The organism is Levilactobacillus parabrevis (assembly GCF_044051715.1).
Taxonomy (GTDB): Bacteria; Bacillota; Bacilli; order Lactobacillales; family Lactobacillaceae; genus Levilactobacillus; species Levilactobacillus parabrevis.
The window spans coordinates 785,743-804,929 of the sequence record NZ_CP168688.1 but is presented as its reverse complement, the minus strand read 5'-3'; the positions used below and the strand labels follow the sequence as shown (position 1 = coordinate 804,929).

Here is a 19,187-nt window from a genome sequence, read left to right as displayed (position 1 = left end):
GATGGCTATGAAACATCTGCGCGGACTCACAATTCTCCTGACCGTACTGGTCACGCTAGGCGCACTCGCTTGGGGCTGGCACGCGCGTCAAGCCGCCTTAGCGACGACCCGGGTTCCGCAGACGCGCACGGCCACCCTTTTCTTACCAGGAAATAGCGGTGGCTGGCTCTCCATGCGGGACATGGTTCTCAGTCTCAGCCGCCCACAACTGGCTCACTTTAGCCTGACCGCACACGTTACCGATAGTGGACACGTCAACTGGCAACAACGCCAACCCATCAGCGCTAATCCACTGGTACCGGTACTCTTTAAGGATAACACCCATGCCGCCAGAGAAGCGCGTCAACTCGTGACGGTGTTGACCCAATTAAGAGCACGTTACGGCATTACCCACATTAACTTCGTTGGCCACTCCTCGGGTGGCACGATTGCTTACGATTACCTGAACCAAGCCCGACACGCACCCGTGACGGTCAGCCGAATCGTCTGCATCGGCGCTGACTTTCCTGGCTGCTCACCACTTCGAGCACACTACCCTCAGCTACACATCTTAAATCTTGCAGGTAGCATTGGTTTAACTGGCAACGACAGCGAGGTCCCTGTAGACACGGCGACCCCACTACGACACTTAGTTTCGGGTCACGTTGGTAGCTATCGCTTCGAAGAGCTGCGTGGTCCGGTGTGGGATATGCAACATTCCCTGCTTCACGAGAACCCGGCGATTGATCGAAAAATCATCAGGTTTCTCTATCCGCCGAGTTGACTATTTTTCAAGATCCGTTGGCCTTGCAGCGTTCTGACCTCTCGAAGACCGGCATTGATCAGCACAAAGATTGCCACCCAACCAATGGCGATCAGAGTCCACTGCTGGAGGTAAAGGATATCCAACACATCGAATGGCGCATTCCAATCCCAACCGGCGTGGAGCAGAATCGCCAGCAGGTAGAATCGCAGGAACTTTGGCGCAACAATGTTACTTCCGGTCACGGGTTGATGCCGTTCCTTGGCAAGCATGATGGCCGCCCCCATGATGGCGGACCAGATCGTATGCGTCCCAATCGCCTGCCAGCTACGCATCAGCAAGGTCACCAGGCCGTATTGCCCCGTGTACCCGGCCGTTTCAAAGACGGCAAACCCTGCGCCGATGGCCGCTCCCAACAGCAGTCCATTAAAGATATAATTCAAACGGAAACGATTGATAAAGAACGCGATCACTAACATCTTAGCGGTCTCTTCGATAAAGCCCACAATCAGGGCGGACTCCCACGACACACCGTTCCCCGATGGAATCAGCGAATAGAGAATCATCGTCGCCACCAATGACAGGATCCCCCCGACCAGAAAGACCGCCATGAGTTGATAGACGGAAATATTGCGGAAAACGTTAATTTCAAAAAACATGATCATGAGTGAAAATGGCACGGTCAACGACCCAATAAAGATCATCCCGGGAACGGCGTTGTTACTCCGAAAGCCCAGAAATAGTAAGGCTAACAAGACAAAGCTAGCGCCCAGTAGTGCAAATACCCGGGAAAATAGCCACGGTTTCACTGGTGCGGTCGAAACGGCCTCCAACGAAGGCGTGGTTTCTTTGGTCCCGACAATAAAGAGCGACTCCGCATCGTCTAAATCGTGATGTTTAAAGACCGCCGAAAACATAGAAAATAAATGAATTTCAACAACTTTATTTTCACCAGTCCACTCATTCATTTCTTTTGTTGCATCATCCAGTAAATGATTGTGATACTCAAAATGCCGTTTTGTCGGCTTCACTGACTCCTTATTCGCCATTGCCCAATCCCCCTTGACCGGCCCATCAAAACGCTTGAGCCTGATTCTTAGTTTACCGTGAATGCCGTAACGCTTCAACTTGATTCCGAGACCGCTTGCTAAATGTAAACCGTTACATTATAGTTGTAGTAGGCGCTCAGCCAATTAAATATAGATCAAAGGGGAGACAATTATATCATGGCAAAACGTAAAATGATTTTAGACTTAGATACTGGTATCGATGATTCCTTAGCAATTGCTTACGCATTAGGTGCCCCAGATGTGGACTTAATCGGGATTATCGGTTCTTACGGTAACGTCGTTGTTGAAGCAGGTGGCCAAAACTCCTTAAAGATTTTGGAACTCCTCGGCCACACCGACATCCCCGTTTACCTAGGTGAAAGTCATTCCTCAACCAGTGATCACTTTGATCGGATGCAAGTTAGTGCCGACATCCACGGTGAAAACGGGATCGGCCAAGTCGAATTACCAGAACCTAAGCGCGCTATCGAAAAGGAATCCGGTGTGGACTTCTTAATCGATGCTGCTCACAAGTATGGTAAAGATTTGACGTTAGTGCCAACTGGTCCAATGACCAACTTAGCTGCTGCTTTGAAGAAAGCTCCAGAAATCGCTACGGAAATTGGCAACATGACCTTCATGGGTGGGGCCTTAACTGTTCCTGGTAACGTGACGGCCTACGCCGAAGCCAACATCAACCAAGATGCTGAAGCCGCTAACGCCGTTCTGACCAGCCCAATGCACTCAACGATGGTCGGCCTGGACGTAACGCTGCGGACCCTCTTAACCAAGAAGGAAACCCAACAATGGCGTGACTTAGGCACCGAAGCCGGTGAAAAGTTTGCCGACATCGTTGACTACTACATTCAAGCCTACGTTGATGTTAACGACAACTTAGGTGGTTGTGCTTTGCATGATCCACTGGCTGTTGGGGTTGCTTTGGACCCTAGCTTCGTTACCACGATTGACCTGAACATGGTCGTAAACTACAACAAGGAAACTTACGGCCGGACCATCGGTGACGATAACCGGTTGAACGAACCAACTAACGTGAAGGTATCTGTTGCGGTTGATAAGGACCGTTACTTGAAGACCTTTATGGAATACTTGACGAACCTGTTCAAGCAAAACTAAATTTAAGTCATTTGAATCCCGCCGTTTCGTAATGGCGGGATTTTTTTGCGCTAAATTGCTTTTTCAAGACAACAAAAAACGAGTGGCAACGCCAATTGGGATTTGCCACTCGCTAGAATCAGATTTATTTCGTCTTGTAATTAAAGTTGCTCGTCATGTTCTTAACACCTTGATTGGCATACTGATTCGCATACTTTTTCTGGTTAGTTGCGTCCAAACTTTCAAACGCCTTCATGTACTGTTTGTACAATGCTGGCTTAACGTACTTCTTGCCATAGGCTGCGGCTGGACTCTTCTTAGTCTTGGTGTACGTGTAAGTCTTCCCGGTCGTTGCCAAACGCCGGTTAGCCTTCGTCCCCGCAATCTTAGCGGTGAACTTCGAGCTCGACTTCTTCGTTAACTTAAAGGTATAAGTCTTCTTGGTCAACGAGGTCGTGGTCTTGTTTTTATCGGCGGTCTTAAATTGGATTAACTTGTACTTCGTCGTCAACGTTTGCCGATTCTTACTCAGCTTGGTTGAAGTTGGCACACCGTACTTCACGTTCGGCGTGGACCCAAAGTCACCAAAAATCAGCATCGTGCCGGTTTTGCCGCCTGATTTGTACGTCTTAAAGTAAAAGGCCGTCTTTGACTTGGCATTCTTATAGTACCGTTTCAAATCGGTATTGTTGATTGTTGGCTTCTTGGTAGCACTAGCAGAAACGCTCGGTGCAACGACCCCACCAAGGGTCCCCAATGCCATCACTGTTAGTCCTAGCTTAACCATTAAACGTTTCATGACGATAATCCTCCTTAAAATTCATCCACTACACCTTTTATAGTGCCATTATTCTTTTGTAATTGCAAGAAGTCTCATCCGTTAGTCTAAGATCTCTGCAAAACGTTGTTTCAGATACTCAGCGACACCAGCTTCGTTGTTCGTCGTTGGCGTCTGATGATTGGCCGCAGCCTTGATTTCTGATTGACCATTTAACATGGCAACCCCATCACCGGCGGCCTTAATCATCCCTAAATCATTTTCAGCATCGCCAAAGGCCATTAAGTCATCGAAGTCCCACCCGAAGTGCGTCAACAGTTGACCCAAGCCAACCGCCTTGTCCATATCGGCAGCTAAGAATTCAAGGATCTTGGGCTGCGACCGCACCACATGGTACAAATCGTGTAGTTCAGGCGTCAATTTGGCAACGACTTGATCCAAGACATCTGCATCCGTTGCCATGACCGCCTTACTAAAGAGGTGTTCTGGCAAGTCAGCAAACGCCGTAGGAATAAAGTCCATCGGTGCCTTCAGCATATGCTGGTAGACGGATGGTGTTAGATCCGACACGGGGTAGACTTGGTCAAAGTCCAAGACATCGAGTGGGTACCCGTTCTCCTTAGCAAAAGCGTGAAGCGGTTGGAAATCGTGCTTGCTTAACCCGCTTTGAGCCAAAGCTTCTTTAGTTGTATTTTGAATAACCAACGCCCCGTTGAAAGTAATCGTGTAATCTTCAGCGGTCGTCAGGCCGAGTTGTTCGAGGTAGCCCCAAATCGCATTGATTGGGCGGCCGGTGCATAGTACCACTTTAATGCCAGCGGTGTGAAGCTTGCGCAAAACGGCAACATTCTCCTCACTGATGGTCTTATCAGTATTCAGTAGCGTCTCGTCTAGGTCGAGTGCAATCATTTTTGTCATTCGTTTTCGTCCTCCGTATACCTCCCATTTTACACGTAACCGGTTACGAATTAAACCCGGTCACCTTCAAAAGGTCTTGGCGAATCAAGCCAACAATTTGCTGATTCTCTGGAAGATCGGCGTGATTGGCATTCGCGCCGGTCACCGTCATTTGCGTAAAGCTTTTAACTTGGCCCTGAAAGATCAATTTGCCACGGTTCACGCTATCAAAGGGCACAATCCCATCGCCAGAATAACCTTCGCTTCCAGCAATCGAATAAACCGTGACGGACTTAGGTAGGTGTTTGCGATGCTGACTCAGCTGTTTAAAGAGTGGTGTATCCACATTTTGATCAGACTCTTCTAAATTAAATGGCGAGGCAATCGTCATCAACCGATCGGCGTGGGTCTTGGTTCGGGCAACATCGTCTTCCAAGAAGATTGTCAACACCAAGCCACCATTAGAGTGACCCATCGCTGAAAAGTGGTTGAAGTGATACGTCTGCTGCAGGGCCTTGAAAGCAATTGTGAACCATTTAGCCTGCTTCTGAATTGTCTCGTAACCATCATGATGATTCTCAAATCCGACGACAATAATCGGTTGCTTGTCCGTTGGCCGAATACTTCCCGTATACTTCAACGTCCCATCAGTCATGACTTCTACGCGTAATAGGCTGTGTTGGTGCGGTGTCTCTCGATTGAGTTCTGCGACCAACGCATTGAAACGGTTCTGCGTAGCGCTTGATCCTGGCACTAGAAAGACGGGGGCCATGGCACTCCGATAATTTGCCTGAACATGGGCCCGTTGTTGCGACCGCCAAAGAAATCCCGGAATGCAGAGAACCACCAAGACCAAGAGGATAACTCCCAAACTACGAAATCTTCGTTTCATAACCGATCGCCTCCTCCGCAATTCCTGCCCATTTGACGAACGGATAATAGATGACTGTGCTAATGACGAGCTCAATCACGGCTAAGAGCAGAGCAGCCCAACTGCCGCCGGTTCCCAAGAAAGCCTGTAAGATTCCCGGTGTCCCATTGGCTAACGGATAGGCTACTGCTGGCACCCAATGGAGGACTAACGCTGCCCAACTCAGTGTGATACAGACTAACGGTGCAAGGATGAACGGTAAGAACAATATCGGACTGAAAATAACGGGCAATCCCATCAATAACGGTGCATTAAAGTTTCCTAGGGTCGGGACCAAGCAGTACCACCCCATCCGCCGTTGCGCCGCATTGTGCCGGACTAAAAAGATAGCAAGCAAGAGTGCCAGGACCATCCCCGGTCCCCCACTTGTGGCATACACATCAACGACCGTGTGTAATGTAATTGGATGCGGCAACTGCCAGCCACTATGATTCAACACGGCGGCCAGGTTCTGTGCTGCCTCAATCGATTGTCCACCGACACTGGCAACTGGCCCCAGAATTCCCAACCATTGACAGGTCCCCGTGAGCAAGCCAAATCCTAACAGTGTTCCCAAGCTATGTGGGAGCTGAAACGGCCACCGCGCTAGCGTCAGGAGTGCTGCATTCAAACTGACTGTCTGGGTACTGACCCAAACAAAGCCTAAACCAGTTAGTACCACCAACCAAAGGCCCACAACCCCCACCGTTTGCTCCAAGTGCTCGTGTTCCGGATCCTGATGATTGATTAACCATCGGTACCCATTCCCCACCAGCAAGCCAACTAGGACCCCCACTAAGATACCCGAGAGCCCGAGATTACTAGAAAGCCACTGCACCGAATGATTGCTCAATACGGATTGGCGATTCACATTCAGTGACTTCAGGGCAATAATCGCGATGACTCCCGCCATCAGCCGATCCCTAATCAGTGGGGTGGCCGGCGCCACCAGATAAAAACTCACTGCAAAAGCCATTAGAATCGCCGTTAATCCGAGCGTACCGGCACTCAATAGTCCGAGGTACTGACGAAGGAGGTGCAATTGAAACGCCCACTTCGCCACGTGAAGCGTTTGATAATAATACCCGCTGCGCTGTAGCCACGTCTGATTGATAAAATCAGCTAACGTTCCGACTAGAATTACAGGAAAAATCAGTCGCAGTGCTCGGTAAATAGCACTAACTTGCCGATTCCGTCGAAACTTAATTTCAAGTCCAATGAGGTTGCAACCAACCCTACTGATCCGTTCAGCCATCGGGACCACCCCCTCAATACCGCTGATTGTACGGCATTTAGTGGTCGCCCGGTTACACGCGACACTCGGTTAGTCTGGCGATCACCTAAACTAACCACTGGTCAATTTGTTGACCCACAGCACCTAACTGATTGTTCGTAGGCAAGCGCTGAATATTTCCCGTAATAATAGCCGGGTCGGCATTTGCCACGGCAAAACCTTGACCCACCATTTCTAACATTGCGTGATCGTTGCCGGAATCGCCAAACGCTGCCATTTGCTCCGGTAAAACGCCCCAGATTCGGCCCAAAGCTAACAGTGCGGCGGCTTTACTGACCAGTGGCAGCGTCACGTTCATGCCACCTAGACCACTGCTGGTTCCCACCAAGTGGTTCTGAAAATGTTGATTAAATGCCGCCACTTGCGCAACCACGTCTGTCTTGAGCCACGTCACGTCAATCTTCAATATGGCATCTGTCACCTGAAGCAGATCTGAAACGCTCGTCAGACTGGGATAAAAAGCCTGAGATGCCTGGAATCGCTGACTCGTCGCCGGTAACTCAGTGTACGCCCGATCCCGGCCGCACACGATCACAAAACAGTCAGCCATAATGGGAGCCGTCTTCAGCCAGGTCACCGCGGCTTGCCAGTCCTGTGGTGCAATTGCTTGGGACTGCAGTTGCTCCCCCGTCCCGGTCACTGTCAACGCACCATCCTCAACGATATAGGTTAACGTTACCCGATTGGCCAGTGGCGCAAACAGCGCTTGCACGTGGTCTAACGGGTCGCCTGTCGTTACCACAAAGCGTATTTCGCGGCGTGCCAGCGCCGCCAGTTGTGCATCAAACCGATGCTGATTGTAGTGGCCATTTTCATCTAAAAACGTCCCATCTAAATCCGTTGCGATAACCTTTGGTCGCATCCACTGACACCCTTTCTTGAAATAACATACCCCCATCATACCTGGCCAGTCAGCCCAGTACAACGCATTTCTCTTATAAATAAAATCATAAAACAAACGCTGTCACACCAGGGATACCGATAGGCTAAATGGCTTAATCTAGCATCTGTTTCAGTAACGATTCATCCCCCCAAAAGACCATCCACGCTCAAGATAGTCGGCCACAAAAACAAAAATCGCCCTGGATTTCTCCAGCGCGATTTGGCAACTATTTATAATTAGGCATCCATGCCCAAACTGTAGGCGTGGTTCATCAATGACTTGGTTTCGGTAAATTCGTTCTCATCGTGCAGAACGACCGTGATCACCCGGTGCTTACCGGCTTTCTGGCCAGTCCCCACGAAGCAGTACCCTGCCAGTGGCGTGTACCCGGTCTTCAAACCGTCCACGTTCAGGCTCGCTTGGTAATACTTGCGACCCTGTAACATGTTGTTGTAGTTATAGCACAATTGACCGTTGACCCGCTTGGAACCAACAGAACCGTCCGTTAGGATCTGCGGGTAGTCCTTGATCAGATGCCGTGCGATCAACGCCACATCCTTAGCGGAAACCATGTTGGCGTTGGCGGAACCGTAGTTGTAGCCAAACGCCTTTAAATCACTATTTTCCAAACCAGAAGCGGAGACAAAGCTGGCCTTGTCCAAATTCCAGGCTTGCGCTTGCGCATTCATCTTCTTGATGAATTTAGCGTTACTACCAGAAACCCATTGGCCCAGCGCGATGGCGGCGTTGTTCGACGAATCAAGCAGTGCTGCATCGTATAATTCCTTAACCGTGTACTTGTGATTGCTGTAGAACCTGAAGCCCCCACAGCTAGCACTATTGCCCATCGCAACTAACCCCCGATTATTGGTCTTCACGATGTCGGTCCACTTACCGGAACCATTGTCGATCTTATCCAAGACCAGGTACAGCGTCATCAGCTTGGAAACGGAAGCGATTGGCCGCGCCGTATTCGCACGCTTAGACCAAACCGCCTTCCCCGTCGTGTAGTCTAAAGCAACGGCATTTTTGGCGTATTTCAGCCCAAATGGTGCCTTTCCCTTCTTCAGGTAGCCGTGCCAGATCCAGCCCTTAACGGAACCGCTCTTGTTGGCAACGTAGTAGTAAATCCCCTTGGAGTTACTGTGCTTGAGCGTGGCCTGTTGCGTCACGTACCAGGTTGTGTTGGGATAGCCCTTCATTGTGGCGATTCGCTTGTTATGCGCCTTGTTGTAAATGGCTCCCGCCGTACTCTTCTTGTGATAGGCAGCCTTCGTCACCGTCTTCGTTGACACCGTGGTATAAGTTGCGGCGTTGGCGGTCACCTGAACGTTTACGGCAGCCCCTAATGTGACCGTAAACAACAGGGCCAGCATGAACCCCTTGAACTTTGAAATTCTCATTGGTATGTATTCCCCTTTTCTAATCTCTAACCCACAGCCTACCATGTTAAATGGACAGCAGACAAGGGGACATGCGACTTTGTAACCTAGTTGTTGGGACCGTAATTTTACCGTAATCCATCACTTGTCGGCTGAACTAATTGTGGGCTTTACTTTTACCCACCAACCCTATCCTACCGCCCGAGTCGCCCTTGACCCCAAAGTAAAAAGCGTCCAGTGAGAATTAATCCATTCTCACTGAACACTAAATCTATGCGCTTTTAGCTGCACACAGCCTAGTTATTCATGCTACGCATACCGTAAGCATGATTCATGAGTGACCGTGTTTCTGTGAACTCATTTTCATCGTGTAGGACGACCGTAATGACTCGGTGCTTGCCGGACTTCTGACCCGTCCCAACGAAACAGTAACCGGCCAATGGCGTGTAACCGGTCTTTAACCCATCAACCTTCAAAGACGCCCGGTAGTATTTCCGCCCCTTCAATAAGTTGTTGTAGTTGTGGCAAACCTGCCCGTTGACCTTCATTGAGCCAATCTTACCGTCCTTCAAGACTCGCGGATACTGAGTCATCAGATGACGCGCAATCAACGCCACGTCCTTAGCCGAAACCTTGTTGGCGTTGGCCTTGCCATAGGCGTAGCCGTACTGCCGCAAGTCGCTGTTCTCCAAGCCGGATGCCGAAACAAAGTGAGCTTGGCCCATCTTCCAGGCCTTAGCCTGCGCATTCATTTTCCGAATGAACTTACCGTTACTGCCACCGACCCACTGGCCCAGTGCAATTGCTGAGTTGTTAGACGAATCCAGAAAGGCTGCGTAGTAGAGCTGGCGGACCGTGTACTTATGGTTCAGCTTAAAGTGGAAACCACCATACGCTGCACTACGACTCATCGAGACCAGACCGCGACTGGTAATCTTGATTTTATGATTCCAGTTACGCGACTTGCCATCGATCTTCTTCAACGTCAGATACAATGTCATCAATTTAGAAACGGACGCAATTGGTCGCGCCGTGTTGGCGTGCTTGGCCCAAACGACCTTCCCCGTCTTCGCGTCCATGGCAACGGCCGCTCTGGCTTTAGTCAAAGTAAACGGTGCTTTCCCTTTCTTCAGGTACCCGTGCCAGATCCAGCCCTTAACGCTGCTCTTGCTATTCCTGACGTAGAAGTAAATTCCCTTGGTCTTCCCGTGCTTCAACGTCGCTTGCTTTGTCGCATACCACGTCGTGTGGGGGTGTGCAGTTAGGTTAATAACCTTACGGGTGTGCCGCTTGTTAAAGATGGCGCCTTTGGCACTCTTCTTGTGATAAGCCGTTTTCTTGATTGATTTGGTGCTGACCGTCTTATATCCAGTGGCGGCGTTCACTGGCACAACTGGACTGACTACGCCGCCCACCGTAATGGCCACGGCAAACGCGATAAGACCGCGTTTCATATGTACTTTACGCATAACTCGAACCCTTCCTATCCAACAATAATTAAGACAACTAACGATTAGAATAGCACTCTTCCTCAGCAACTGGAAGCGTTCTGGGGGTCACTGATGCGACTGTAACGTAGTTGTAAAAATAATTTTGCCGCTGAACAGCTCATAGCATAGAAACGATTTTTCACGGCTGCGGTTGCAATTCCCAGGTAAACTCGTTAAGCTAAGATTAATCAAATACGACTGGGGTGCCATCGCGGCTGAGATCAAACCCATTGAACCTGCTCTGGTTAATACCAGCGAAGGGAACGCGTAATCAATAGCTATCAATGACCCCACTAAGTGCATTAGTGGGGATTTTTTTAGCATTGGTGGCCCCTCAGCGTCAAAATTTTAGGAGGCGGATGTTTATGAAACGTTGGCATATTAGAGATATTATTTTGGTAACGATTATTGCAATTTTTATGGGAGTTATTTTTTGGGCAATCGGTCCGGTTTACACAATCTTGGCGGCTGCTTTAGCGCCATTCGGGTTACAACCGCTAGCAAATGAACTGTTGTTAGGCATCTGGGTTATGGCGGGGCCCCTCGCCGGTTTCGTGATTCGGATTCCCGGCGCGGCAACCTTGGGTGAATTGCTGGGTGCCGTGGTAGAAATGTTTCTCGGTGGTATCTGGGGAGCCAGCACCTTGATTTCAGGTGTCCTCCAAGGTTTCGGTTCCGAACTCGGTTTCATTTTTACCGGCTACAAGCGTTACGGCTGGTTCACACTGGCTATGAGTACGCTCACCACGACCATCGTCACCTTCGCATGGGACCTGATTCGTAACGGGTACACGGCTTACCACTTACCATTCCTGTTACTGTTGTTCGTTGTGCGGTTGCTGTCCGTCTTCGTCTTCGGTGGCGTGCTGACCAAGCTGATCAACAATCTCCTAGTCCGCGCCCACGTTTTGAAGGACTAACTTCACTGGTCGCCTTACAGCGCCTCCAGAGCGGTGAAAATGGACCGGAACGCTGAGGGTGGACGCCTAAAGCCACAAAGCGGTCTTTAGGCTTGGGATTGAGCCGAAAAAACACGTCTCAATCCCACCAAGTCTCTAACCGGCATACGCCGCTAAGAGACTTCCCACAGCTGAGTCCATTTTCACCACTCCTGCGGCTCACACAACGTGAACTCAGCAAAAAGGTAACCCTTCACCGATCACTTAACCCGTTATACACTTTAATCAAAATCGCAACGCTTACCATAGACGTACACTCACGCAACGAAAATTTTAGTCTGAATCAGGCTGAACTGAGCTTCTGACAACTACAAGCAATCATTCACACGTTATCAAGCAACATATTTCCAAGTCTTTCAAGCAGTATTGGGGGAATTTATTTGGCTACCGTCACGGTACAATCACTCACTTACACCTATCCGAAGCAAGACCAGCCGGTGCTGAATCACCTTTCTGGCACCTTTCCTGCTGGCAAATTTTCACTACTGACCGGCGTATCCGGCGGCGGCAAGTCGACACTACTCAAGTTGATTGCCGGACTGCTCCCTAACGCCGGTGATACGATTACGTTTGATGGCCATCCACTCAGTAGCGTCGCCCCAACCCAGCGCGCCGCCACCGTGGCCATGCTCTTCCAAGAACCCAGCACGCAGTTCACTATGGATACCGTCCAAAACGAACTGCGCTTCGCCTTAGAGAATCAACAGGTGCCTGCCGGACAGATTGCGCAGCGTAGTGATGCCGCTCTGTCCTTCGTGGGTATTTCAGATTTGAAATTTCGTAAGCTCATGCAGCTCTCTGGTGGTGAGCAACAGAAGGTGGCTTTGGCCATCATCGTTGCCATGAACAGCGATGTCATCCTTTTAGACGAGCCGTTTGCTAGCATCGATCCACCGACTCGCTTAACCCTGTTGGAGAAACTGGTGGCGCTATGTACCGACCGGGGCAAGACAATTGTTCTGGCCGATCACGACCTCAGTGGCTATCAGCAGTGGGTCGACCACCTCGCTGTGTTGGCGGATGGTCAACTCAACTTGCTCTCCACAGCCGAGACGCAGCAACGGTTTGCGGCCTTTACACCACAGCGCCTGCGTCTGTCACACGTGCAGTTGCCGACCGAGCAGCTCATAACCTGCCTTCACGGCACCCAACTAGGTCTGGCCCACGGCGACCGGCAGCTTCTGACACCACAAGATCTACGCTTTTACGCGCACCGAACGACTCTGATTACCGGTCCCAACGGCAGTGGAAAATCCACACTGTTCAAGGCGCTCGTTCGTTTGGGTCACTACCAAGGCCACATCGCCTACCGCGACACCGATATTAAAAAGCTCCGAAAACGCCACTACGCCCGACAAGTCGGCTTGATGTTCCAGTCGGCTACCGCACAATTTCTCAACGTCACCGTTGCTGAGGAACTGGCACTCTCGCAAAAATATGGCAATAGCACTTACTTCACGTCAACGCGGGTTCAAGCCCTTCTACGCGACCTCAACCTCGATGGCCGTGACGATCAGGTGCTCTATTCCCTGAGTAGCGGTCAACAGAAAAAGCTTCAGCTCCTGTGCATGCTCATGATGACACCAGAAGTCCTGTTGCTCGATGAACCTTTAAAGGGACTGGATTACGCCTCAATTCAAACGGTCATGACCATCCTGACCACGGTGCAACGTGAGCTCAACCTCACGCTGATTCTGATCAGCCATCAACTCAGTGGGTTGGATGACTTGGTCGATCTGCATTTGCAATTAGCCGACCAACACCTGACTTACCAGGGGGTGAGCGCATGAATCCCTCACTAAAGTTAGCCTTGATTGTGCTGATTGCGCTGGAAGTTTCCTTCGTTCAGGTGTGGACGGTCAACGTCGTCCTGATTATCGTGAGCCTCCTACTCATGCTGATCAACCGCGTGCCGTGGCGCCGACTCCTCTTACTCACGATTGTGCCGCTCTTCTTCGCCAGCGCCCTCGTTTGGTCGTTGATGCTCCGTGGGAATGCTTCGACACATTTTCTAATTGTCATCTTCACGCGGATGTTCGTGTACGTCTACATGGGGGGCTGGTTCACGCTGACCACGAAGCCCCTGTGGCTGACCCGTTCTCTGGAACAAAATGCCAAGTTACCTAGCAAATTTGCTTACGGGTTTCTGGCGGCTTTCAATCTGATGCCCAAAATTCAGGCTGAAGTCTCCACCGTGCGAGCCGCAGCCTTGATGCGTGGGGAAGTCCTACACGTTTGGTCACCCCGACTGTATTTCAAAGTCATCTTGGCGGCCATGAACTGGTCGGATCAGTTAGCAGCCGCCATGGTCTCTCATGGTTTCGTGGAAGGGGCCCCGCGGACGCATTCTCTAACCGTGCCACTCGTTGCTCGTGACTGGTGGCTCTTTGGTGGTAGCCTTGTCTTGGTTCAGATCGGTCTGTTCGTCGGCCTACCTTAACGTTCATTCAAAAGGAGTTTTGTCATGTTTACCGATCAAGCACATGCCGCCACACTGGCTTCATGGACGGCTTCCAAGCATCATCCCTTCATCACCCAACTCTGTGCGGGGACTCTACCACGCGAGACGTTTCGCTACTATCTGATTCAGGATCACTATTATCTGCAGGAGTTCGGCAAGATCCACGACCTCGCTGGCGACCAAAGCACGGACCCACGCGTTGCTAAACAGCTTCACGCCGGCGCTGAACACTTGCGGCAAGGGGAAATTGCTGTGCGTCAAGCCTTCTTTGACCGTCTCAACATTACGGCGGCAGAAGTCGCGGCAACGCCCGTAGCCCCGACCGGCTACGCCTACACCAGCCACCTCTACCGTGCGCTGACTACGGTCGGTCCAGCTGGTGCAGTGGCGGGTCTTCTCCCCTGTTACTGGCTCTACGCCGAAATCGGTCAGGAACTGGCGCAAGCAGGCTCACCGGTGCCCATTTACCAGGATTGGTTGGATACTTACGATGCCGATGACTATACCGAAATGATGACGGACCAATTGGCTCTCGCTAACCACATCGCAACGCCAGCCAACACGGCCACGTTGCTCGACATTTTCGAAAAGAGTAGTTGGTATGAACTGAACTTCTGGCAAATGGCCCTCGACCACGAAAATTGGAATATTCCGGTCGCAGAGCCGTCAGATTTTTCAGCCGAAAACTAATGCGGTATACTAGAGACACCCTAAGAGAGAAAGTAGGTGTCGTCGATGAAAAGAATTCGACAATTAACATTCTTGCAGTCTTTCGGTTACCTGGCCCTAGCGCTGGGCCTCATCATTGAGGTCTACGCATTATTCAATGGCGTGGGAACCCGGTTGTCCGGTGACGACATGTTCGGGGGTGCGGTGGTCTTAGCATTAGCCATCGCCTTCATCCACAGTAAGAATCTACCAGTCAACTTGATCTTAATTGCACTGAGCACACTTGGCTTTGCATACTTCACATTCATCCACACCCATGCCTGGTTCTGGACGATTGTCTTGGCTCTATTAGCCGCAGCATTCATGATTTACTTCTTCGGCCTGCGCGGTGAAGTTCGCCGCAACCAAAGCGAGTGGTTCCATTTTTAAGGGTTGAATGAGCTACATCGCCTGCGGCTGTCAGAGATTCCGCCGCTGTGGGGACCGCCTACAGCCTGAGAAACGGGCTTTCGGCTCGGTTTGAAACCTCGCTAGGTTCATGCGAGTTTCCAAACACGTCCCACGGTGTAAGTCCGGGAAGATCCAATCGCCCGAACTAACACCGTTGTCACGGCTGGCTTCATCTCTGACCTCCTCCGGCTAAGTATTGCATTCAATCATACAATCTACCTGAAGGAAGCATCGACTGGCTTTCATTCCATGCTAGTAAAATATAATTAAAGATGCTCTTAGTCCGTCCGTGGTGGCGGACTTTTTTTGATTTTGAATGCCCCTCCAACACAGTGAAGTTGCAGAGAGACATGTACAAACTAAAAAGGGAATGCTAAATCCATGCGAGCCGTGAGGGCAGCGTAAATCAGCCCAGCCGTGGGAAAGCTCTTAGTGGCGGGCCTGCCGCTTAGAACTTTGGTGTCTTTGAAACGCGCTTCTCAGCGGTTCAAAGCAAGGTCAGAGACCGCTCTTGGGCTCTGGCTGACCGTCTCTACATATAACCATAACCTGGCAATTATTTACTTACGGAGAATGGGCTAATTCTCGGATATAACCATAATTATCTGTTTTGACTCACAACTGACGGCAAAGAACCGTCCTAGTCGAAGGTGGTCAGCAACGTAACCGGCCGTGAAAGTGATCTAGGCTGAATCAGCCTAGATCACGGGACGTACTTGAAGACTCGTCGATCTATACGAGGCTTCAAGTCGAGGTCAAAGACCGCTTCTCAGGCTTTGGCCGGTCCCCACAGCAGGTGGAGTTGCTGACCACCGAAGACGACCGTCTCAGCTCAGTTTGTTTCAGAACAAAAAGAAACAGACTAACCGAAGTTAGCCTGTTTCCCCGCTTGATAAACTACAAGAGACTGTAGTCATGTAATCAATATGATTACCGATATTTAAGATGGTACAGCCGGTTGCCCGGCCCCGGTGGCGGAGTATCTCTCCGCAATTTATTTAACGCGCATCTGTGAAGCATGCGTCCGCGTGACATTAACCGTTGCGGGTTGCGTGCCAACGTGGGTCACGGTGCGTTTCCCCATGGTAAACCAGGAGAAGACACTAACAATGGCCAACAACACAACTGCCGTGGTCAAACTCGAAATTACATGTTTCAGATTCATCCTGTCACCTCATGGTCTTTCTCACCGCTTAGCTTAAGCCAGCAATATCACAAAACCATGACAGGTTGACCAAATTACGTTAACAATTAGCAGTCTAATCAACGATAATTGTTATATTGGATATAAGTTTACGCAATTTTGGTCTATTCATCAAGTAGAATACAAAAAAACTTGCAGATATCGAGGGTTATTTCACCGCTTTTGCAAAACTTTAGTATAATAAACGTAAGCAGTAATTTGGATTATCATTTGGAGGGATATTAATGAGTCAAGAATTAAATGATCTTGCTGAAGCAATCATCGCCTACCAAAAGAAATACGATAAAACTGATGGCGAAATGGCCTTTGGCTCTCGAATTTCAGTCGAAAAGTACCACGCAATCAAGTCGGGGGAACTCACACCGACGAGTGACGAGCAAAGTTCTCTGAAAAGCTTAATCGCCACGAAGCCAAATTAACTGAGTCGCTGACTTAATCAGCCCGATTTACAAATTACATTGTCACGTAATCAAAACAAGTGCTCCAAATCAACTTTGGTTGGTTTGGAGCGCTTTTTATCATTTTATTGAATTTGATCCCAGGCCGTACGATAAGCCGCCGCCGTATGATCGTCGAACGCGACCAGGCGCACCGTTTGGACACTCGTCGTATGCGCCAACACGGTCGCAATCGTTTGGGTCGCAACAGCCGCCGCTTCTTCTAGTGGATAGCCGTAAACTCCCGTGCTGATCGAGGGGAAATCGACCGTCTGACAATCGTGTTGTCCAGCCAAGGCGAGACTGTTGCGGTAACAAGCCGCTAGCAACTCTGCCTCGTGCTGGTCGCCACCGTGCCAGACCGGTCCCGGCGTATGAATCACCCACGTTGCAGGGAGTTTAAACCCCGGGGTAATTCGCGCCTCCCCCGTTGGACAACCGTTGAACGGCACACACGCCTGGAAGAGCTCTGGACCGGCTGCACGATGGATCGCTCCATCAACGCCACCGCCACCCAACAGCGTGGTATTCGCCGCATTGACGATAGCGTCCACGTGACTCTCCGTAATATCGCCATGAATTACCGTAAACTCTGCCATCTGATCACTCCTTTGACCACGGCCAATGCCACCGCTTCTTTGCGGGTGCCTGACTCGTCTGATCACGTGCCTTTAACCGTTTCATGCCTTCTCGATACGGGTTGGCATACAACGCTGATAAGTTTAACTTCTGACTGTTCGCTGGAGCCTTGGGCGCGGACCGAAACGGCCGCAGATCCGTATGACAGCGCGGACACTCATCGTCAGTGGCCGTCACTGCGGCACCACAGTGGGGACAAAATTTTAAGTCTTCAGCCATCGCTCTGCCTCCTACTTGGGTTGTTGCCGGTGCTGCTGATTACGCTGGCGGCGAACCACCGCGTTATTAGCCTCACGAGCCGCCGCTTGACGTTGCTCCTCAGCACGTCGTTGTGCCGCTTCTGCCGCCTGCTTAGCGGCCAGTTGACGTTTAGCACGACTATGATAGCTCAAGAAGCTCCACGCTCCAACTGCGATCAGGGCCAAAACAATCTGCACTGGCACAATTCCCCAGTCAGGATGCTTGGCAACGACTAGATTATAAGCGATTAACAGCACCGACATGGCACCGACCACCGACAAAGTATCGCGGAGCCAGCGCGGCATCTTCTTGGCTTTCATGGTTACAACTCCTTACAGGTCGCCTTCCACACGTAGTTGACGCTCTACCAGATAGGCGTCCAAATACCCAAAGGCGATTTCGTCAACATCACTGATGCGATAAACCTTGCCCACCTGATCCAGCTGATTATCCTCAACTTCATGGAAGATGAACCGCTCACCACCGACCTGACTTGGGTACCCCAACAGACCAGTAGTGTCGTGCATCTTCAAGCGGATAATCGTTCGAAAGGCTGCCGCTTGGGTCAACCGCGCGCTGAACTGGTCAACGGTCGGATCGAACAGCCGCTCGTCGTTTAAGACCGGCTGAATCTGATGCTGCCGCGCTTGATTCAAGAGCGAGAACAGCCGCATCGTTTGCAGATAATCGGATTCGATGACAACTGCATGTAGCTCAGTCAGCCGCATCACGGTGTACCCACCAAATTGCCCAGTCATATCGATCAAGTTCATGACCACAGCATTTTCCGTGACCACGTTGATCCGCCCAACAAAGAAAAGCTCCTTGTCGTGTGCTGGTACCAGCGCAACCAGTGACTCTTGTCCCGCCAGTTTCTGCAGTGTTTCTGGAATGGCCTTGGCATCGGTCACTTCCTTAGGCGCCACGTGCGATAACTTCCGCAGATGGGGTGCCGCAATCCCTTGCAGCGTCAATTCTTTACCTTGAAACTCGATAACTTCAAGTTCAGCTGGATTCAGCGTAAAGACCGGCTGATCCGTATAATCAAATTTATTCAAAAGTTGGATGGTCACTTGATCCGCTGCCACGCTGGTCACTAAGCCCTCGTAGAAGTGATCGTCACCCTTGACGACTAACATGACGACCAGATGATCGACCCACGCGTGACTCAACACCTGCCGGCGCAAGTCGCGCTGACTGTCAAAGTCCATGGTTAGACCACCGGCTTGGATAAACTGCTCTTCTTGAGCTGTTTGAATCCGAAAAGCCATGTTATCCAAGTCATCGCTTGAAAACTCAACTTCATCGATGACATCGACCGCTAGGAACACGGCACCATCCGGCAAGCCAAAATCATCAAACGTGGCGAGAATAATGCCGGAATCGCTGACCGTCGTCACGTAGCCGGTGTACACGACCTCTTGGTTGGTTTGATACACGTTAACCAATATATGCTGAGCCAACGCCCGGTTTAAATCATTCATAATCGAATTCAACATGACGACCCCCTTTTTATTTGAAGCTTAACTCGGCCGCTAAAACGCACCCCGAGCTTATTTCTACTGTTCTGAAAATCTTATCATATCTGAC

The 19,187-nt window shown here is 50.5% G+C and carries 21 protein-coding genes and 1 riboswitch; of the genes, 8 read left to right on the top strand and 13 right to left on the bottom strand.

All coding sequences use genetic code 11. The annotated features are described in order from the left end of the window. The first annotated feature begins 7 nt into the window (after positions 1-7). Positions 8-763 (top strand): alpha/beta fold hydrolase, encoded by a 756-nt coding sequence (locus ACEPSU_RS03920; RefSeq protein ID WP_395322889.1) that lies wholly within the window; start codon positions 8-10, stop codon positions 761-763. Here the strand turns inward: ACEPSU_RS03920 and ACEPSU_RS03915 are convergent. After that, positions 748-1,791, bottom strand: a complete 1,044-nt coding sequence (locus ACEPSU_RS03915; protein WP_020089817.1) for a PrsW family intramembrane metalloprotease — start codon at positions 1,789-1,791, stop codon at positions 748-750. The genes ACEPSU_RS03920 and ACEPSU_RS03915 overlap by 16 nt on opposite strands. A 177-nt stretch (positions 1,792-1,968) precedes the next feature. Between ACEPSU_RS03915 and ACEPSU_RS03910 the strand changes: the two genes are divergently transcribed. Further along, on the top strand, positions 1,969-2,925 hold the full coding sequence (locus tag ACEPSU_RS03910) for a nucleoside hydrolase (RefSeq protein WP_020089816.1): 957 nt from the start codon (positions 1,969-1,971) through the stop codon (positions 2,923-2,925). A 124-nt stretch (positions 2,926-3,049) separates the two neighbouring features. On the opposite strand, the gene ACEPSU_RS03905 is transcribed toward ACEPSU_RS03910, so the two are convergent. The 7 genes from ACEPSU_RS03905 to ACEPSU_RS03875 form a co-directional block, all read right to left on the bottom strand. Beyond that, positions 3,050-3,703, bottom strand: a complete 654-nt coding sequence (locus tag ACEPSU_RS03905; protein ID WP_395322888.1) for a hypothetical protein — start codon at positions 3,701-3,703, stop codon at positions 3,050-3,052. Positions 3,704-3,784: 81 nt separating this feature from the next. Then, entirely contained in the window at positions 3,785-4,600 is an 816-nt protein-coding gene (locus ACEPSU_RS03900; protein ID WP_395322887.1) for a Cof-type HAD-IIB family hydrolase, read from the bottom strand. Between the two features lie 43 nt (positions 4,601-4,643). Next, complete coding sequence (locus ACEPSU_RS03895; protein WP_395322886.1) at positions 4,644-5,471, bottom strand: alpha/beta hydrolase; 828 nt, start codon at positions 5,469-5,471, stop codon at positions 4,644-4,646. Further along, the gene (locus ACEPSU_RS03890; protein WP_395322885.1) at positions 5,452-6,744 is read right to left on the bottom strand and encodes a PTS transporter subunit EIIC; all 1,293 of its coding nucleotides are present in this window, start codon (positions 6,742-6,744) and stop codon (positions 5,452-5,454) included. Before ACEPSU_RS03890 ends, ACEPSU_RS03895 begins: the two co-directional genes overlap by 20 nt. Before the next feature lie 85 nt (positions 6,745-6,829). Further along, positions 6,830-7,645 carry an HAD-IIB family hydrolase gene (locus ACEPSU_RS03885; RefSeq protein ID WP_395322884.1) on the bottom strand — a complete coding sequence of 272 codons (816 nt, stop codon included), beginning with the start codon at positions 7,643-7,645 and terminating at the stop codon, positions 6,830-6,832. 257 nt (positions 7,646-7,902) lie between these two features. Continuing rightward, positions 7,903-9,069: a serine hydrolase gene (locus tag ACEPSU_RS03880; RefSeq protein ID WP_395322883.1), complete on the bottom strand. Its 1,167-nt coding sequence runs from the start codon at positions 9,067-9,069 to the stop codon at positions 7,903-7,905. Positions 9,070-9,344: 275 nt separating this feature from the next. Then, positions 9,345-10,517, bottom strand: coding sequence for a D-alanyl-D-alanine carboxypeptidase family protein (locus ACEPSU_RS03875; protein WP_395323556.1), 1,173 nt, complete (start codon positions 10,515-10,517; stop codon positions 9,345-9,347). Between the two features lie 210 nt (positions 10,518-10,727). Continuing rightward, positions 10,728-10,819: riboswitch (TPP riboswitch) on the top strand. Positions 10,820-10,903: 84 nt separating this feature from the next. Between ACEPSU_RS03875 and ACEPSU_RS03870 the strand changes: the two genes are divergently transcribed. The 5 genes from ACEPSU_RS03870 to ACEPSU_RS03850 all read left to right on the top strand — a co-directional run bounded on the left by ACEPSU_RS03870 (position 10,904) and on the right by ACEPSU_RS03850 (position 15,056). Further along, positions 10,904-11,458: an ECF transporter S component gene (locus ACEPSU_RS03870; RefSeq protein WP_020089808.1), complete on the top strand. Its 555-nt coding sequence runs from the start codon at positions 10,904-10,906 to the stop codon at positions 11,456-11,458. Between the two features lie 419 nt (positions 11,459-11,877). Further along, on the top strand, positions 11,878-13,287 hold the full coding sequence (locus ACEPSU_RS03865) for an ABC transporter ATP-binding protein (protein WP_395322881.1): 1,410 nt from the start codon (positions 11,878-11,880) through the stop codon (positions 13,285-13,287). Next, entirely contained in the window at positions 13,284-13,937 is a 654-nt protein-coding gene (locus tag ACEPSU_RS03860; protein ID WP_395322880.1) for an energy-coupling factor transporter transmembrane component T family protein, read from the top strand. The genes ACEPSU_RS03865 and ACEPSU_RS03860 overlap by 4 nt, the downstream gene beginning before the upstream one ends. Before the next feature lie 24 nt (positions 13,938-13,961). Further along, entirely contained in the window at positions 13,962-14,648 is a 687-nt protein-coding gene (gene tenA / locus ACEPSU_RS03855) for a thiaminase II (protein WP_395323555.1), read from the top strand. Between the two features lie 45 nt (positions 14,649-14,693). Beyond that, a complete protein-coding gene (locus tag ACEPSU_RS03850) occupies positions 14,694-15,056 on the top strand; it encodes a hypothetical protein (RefSeq protein ID WP_395322878.1) in 363 nt (120 codons plus the stop codon). Between the two features lie 1,015 nt (positions 15,057-16,071). Here the strand turns inward: ACEPSU_RS03850 and ACEPSU_RS03845 are convergent. Then, positions 16,072-16,242, bottom strand: a complete 171-nt coding sequence (locus tag ACEPSU_RS03845; protein ID WP_020089803.1) for a hypothetical protein — start codon at positions 16,240-16,242, stop codon at positions 16,072-16,074. Positions 16,243-16,505: 263 nt separating this feature from the next. Here ACEPSU_RS03845 and ACEPSU_RS03840 point away from each other — a divergent pair, with 263 nt between their 5' ends. Next, positions 16,506-16,700 (top strand): LBP_cg2779 family protein, encoded by a 195-nt coding sequence (locus ACEPSU_RS03840; protein WP_020089802.1) that lies wholly within the window; start codon positions 16,506-16,508, stop codon positions 16,698-16,700. A gap of 104 nt (positions 16,701-16,804) precedes the next feature. Here ACEPSU_RS03840 and ACEPSU_RS03835 read toward each other — a convergent pair whose 3' ends face one another. Genes ACEPSU_RS03835 through ACEPSU_RS03820 form a run of 4 tightly spaced genes read right to left on the bottom strand, consistent with a single transcriptional unit; the run spans position 16,805 to position 19,096 of the window. Next, positions 16,805-17,317: an O-acetyl-ADP-ribose deacetylase gene (locus ACEPSU_RS03835; protein WP_020089801.1), complete on the bottom strand. Its 513-nt coding sequence runs from the start codon at positions 17,315-17,317 to the stop codon at positions 16,805-16,807. A gap of 4 nt (positions 17,318-17,321) precedes the next feature. Continuing rightward, positions 17,322-17,576 carry a zinc-ribbon domain-containing protein gene (locus ACEPSU_RS03830; RefSeq protein WP_020089800.1) on the bottom strand — a complete coding sequence of 85 codons (255 nt, stop codon included), beginning with the start codon at positions 17,574-17,576 and terminating at the stop codon, positions 17,322-17,324. An 11-nt stretch (positions 17,577-17,587) separates the two neighbouring features. After that, a complete protein-coding gene (locus tag ACEPSU_RS03825) occupies positions 17,588-17,917 on the bottom strand; it encodes a hypothetical protein (RefSeq protein ID WP_395322877.1) in 330 nt (109 codons plus the stop codon). Positions 17,918-17,929: 12 nt separating this feature from the next. After that, complete coding sequence (locus ACEPSU_RS03820) at positions 17,930-19,096, bottom strand: hypothetical protein (protein ID WP_395322876.1); 1,167 nt, start codon at positions 19,094-19,096, stop codon at positions 17,930-17,932. Positions 19,097-19,187: the final 91 nt, after the last annotated feature.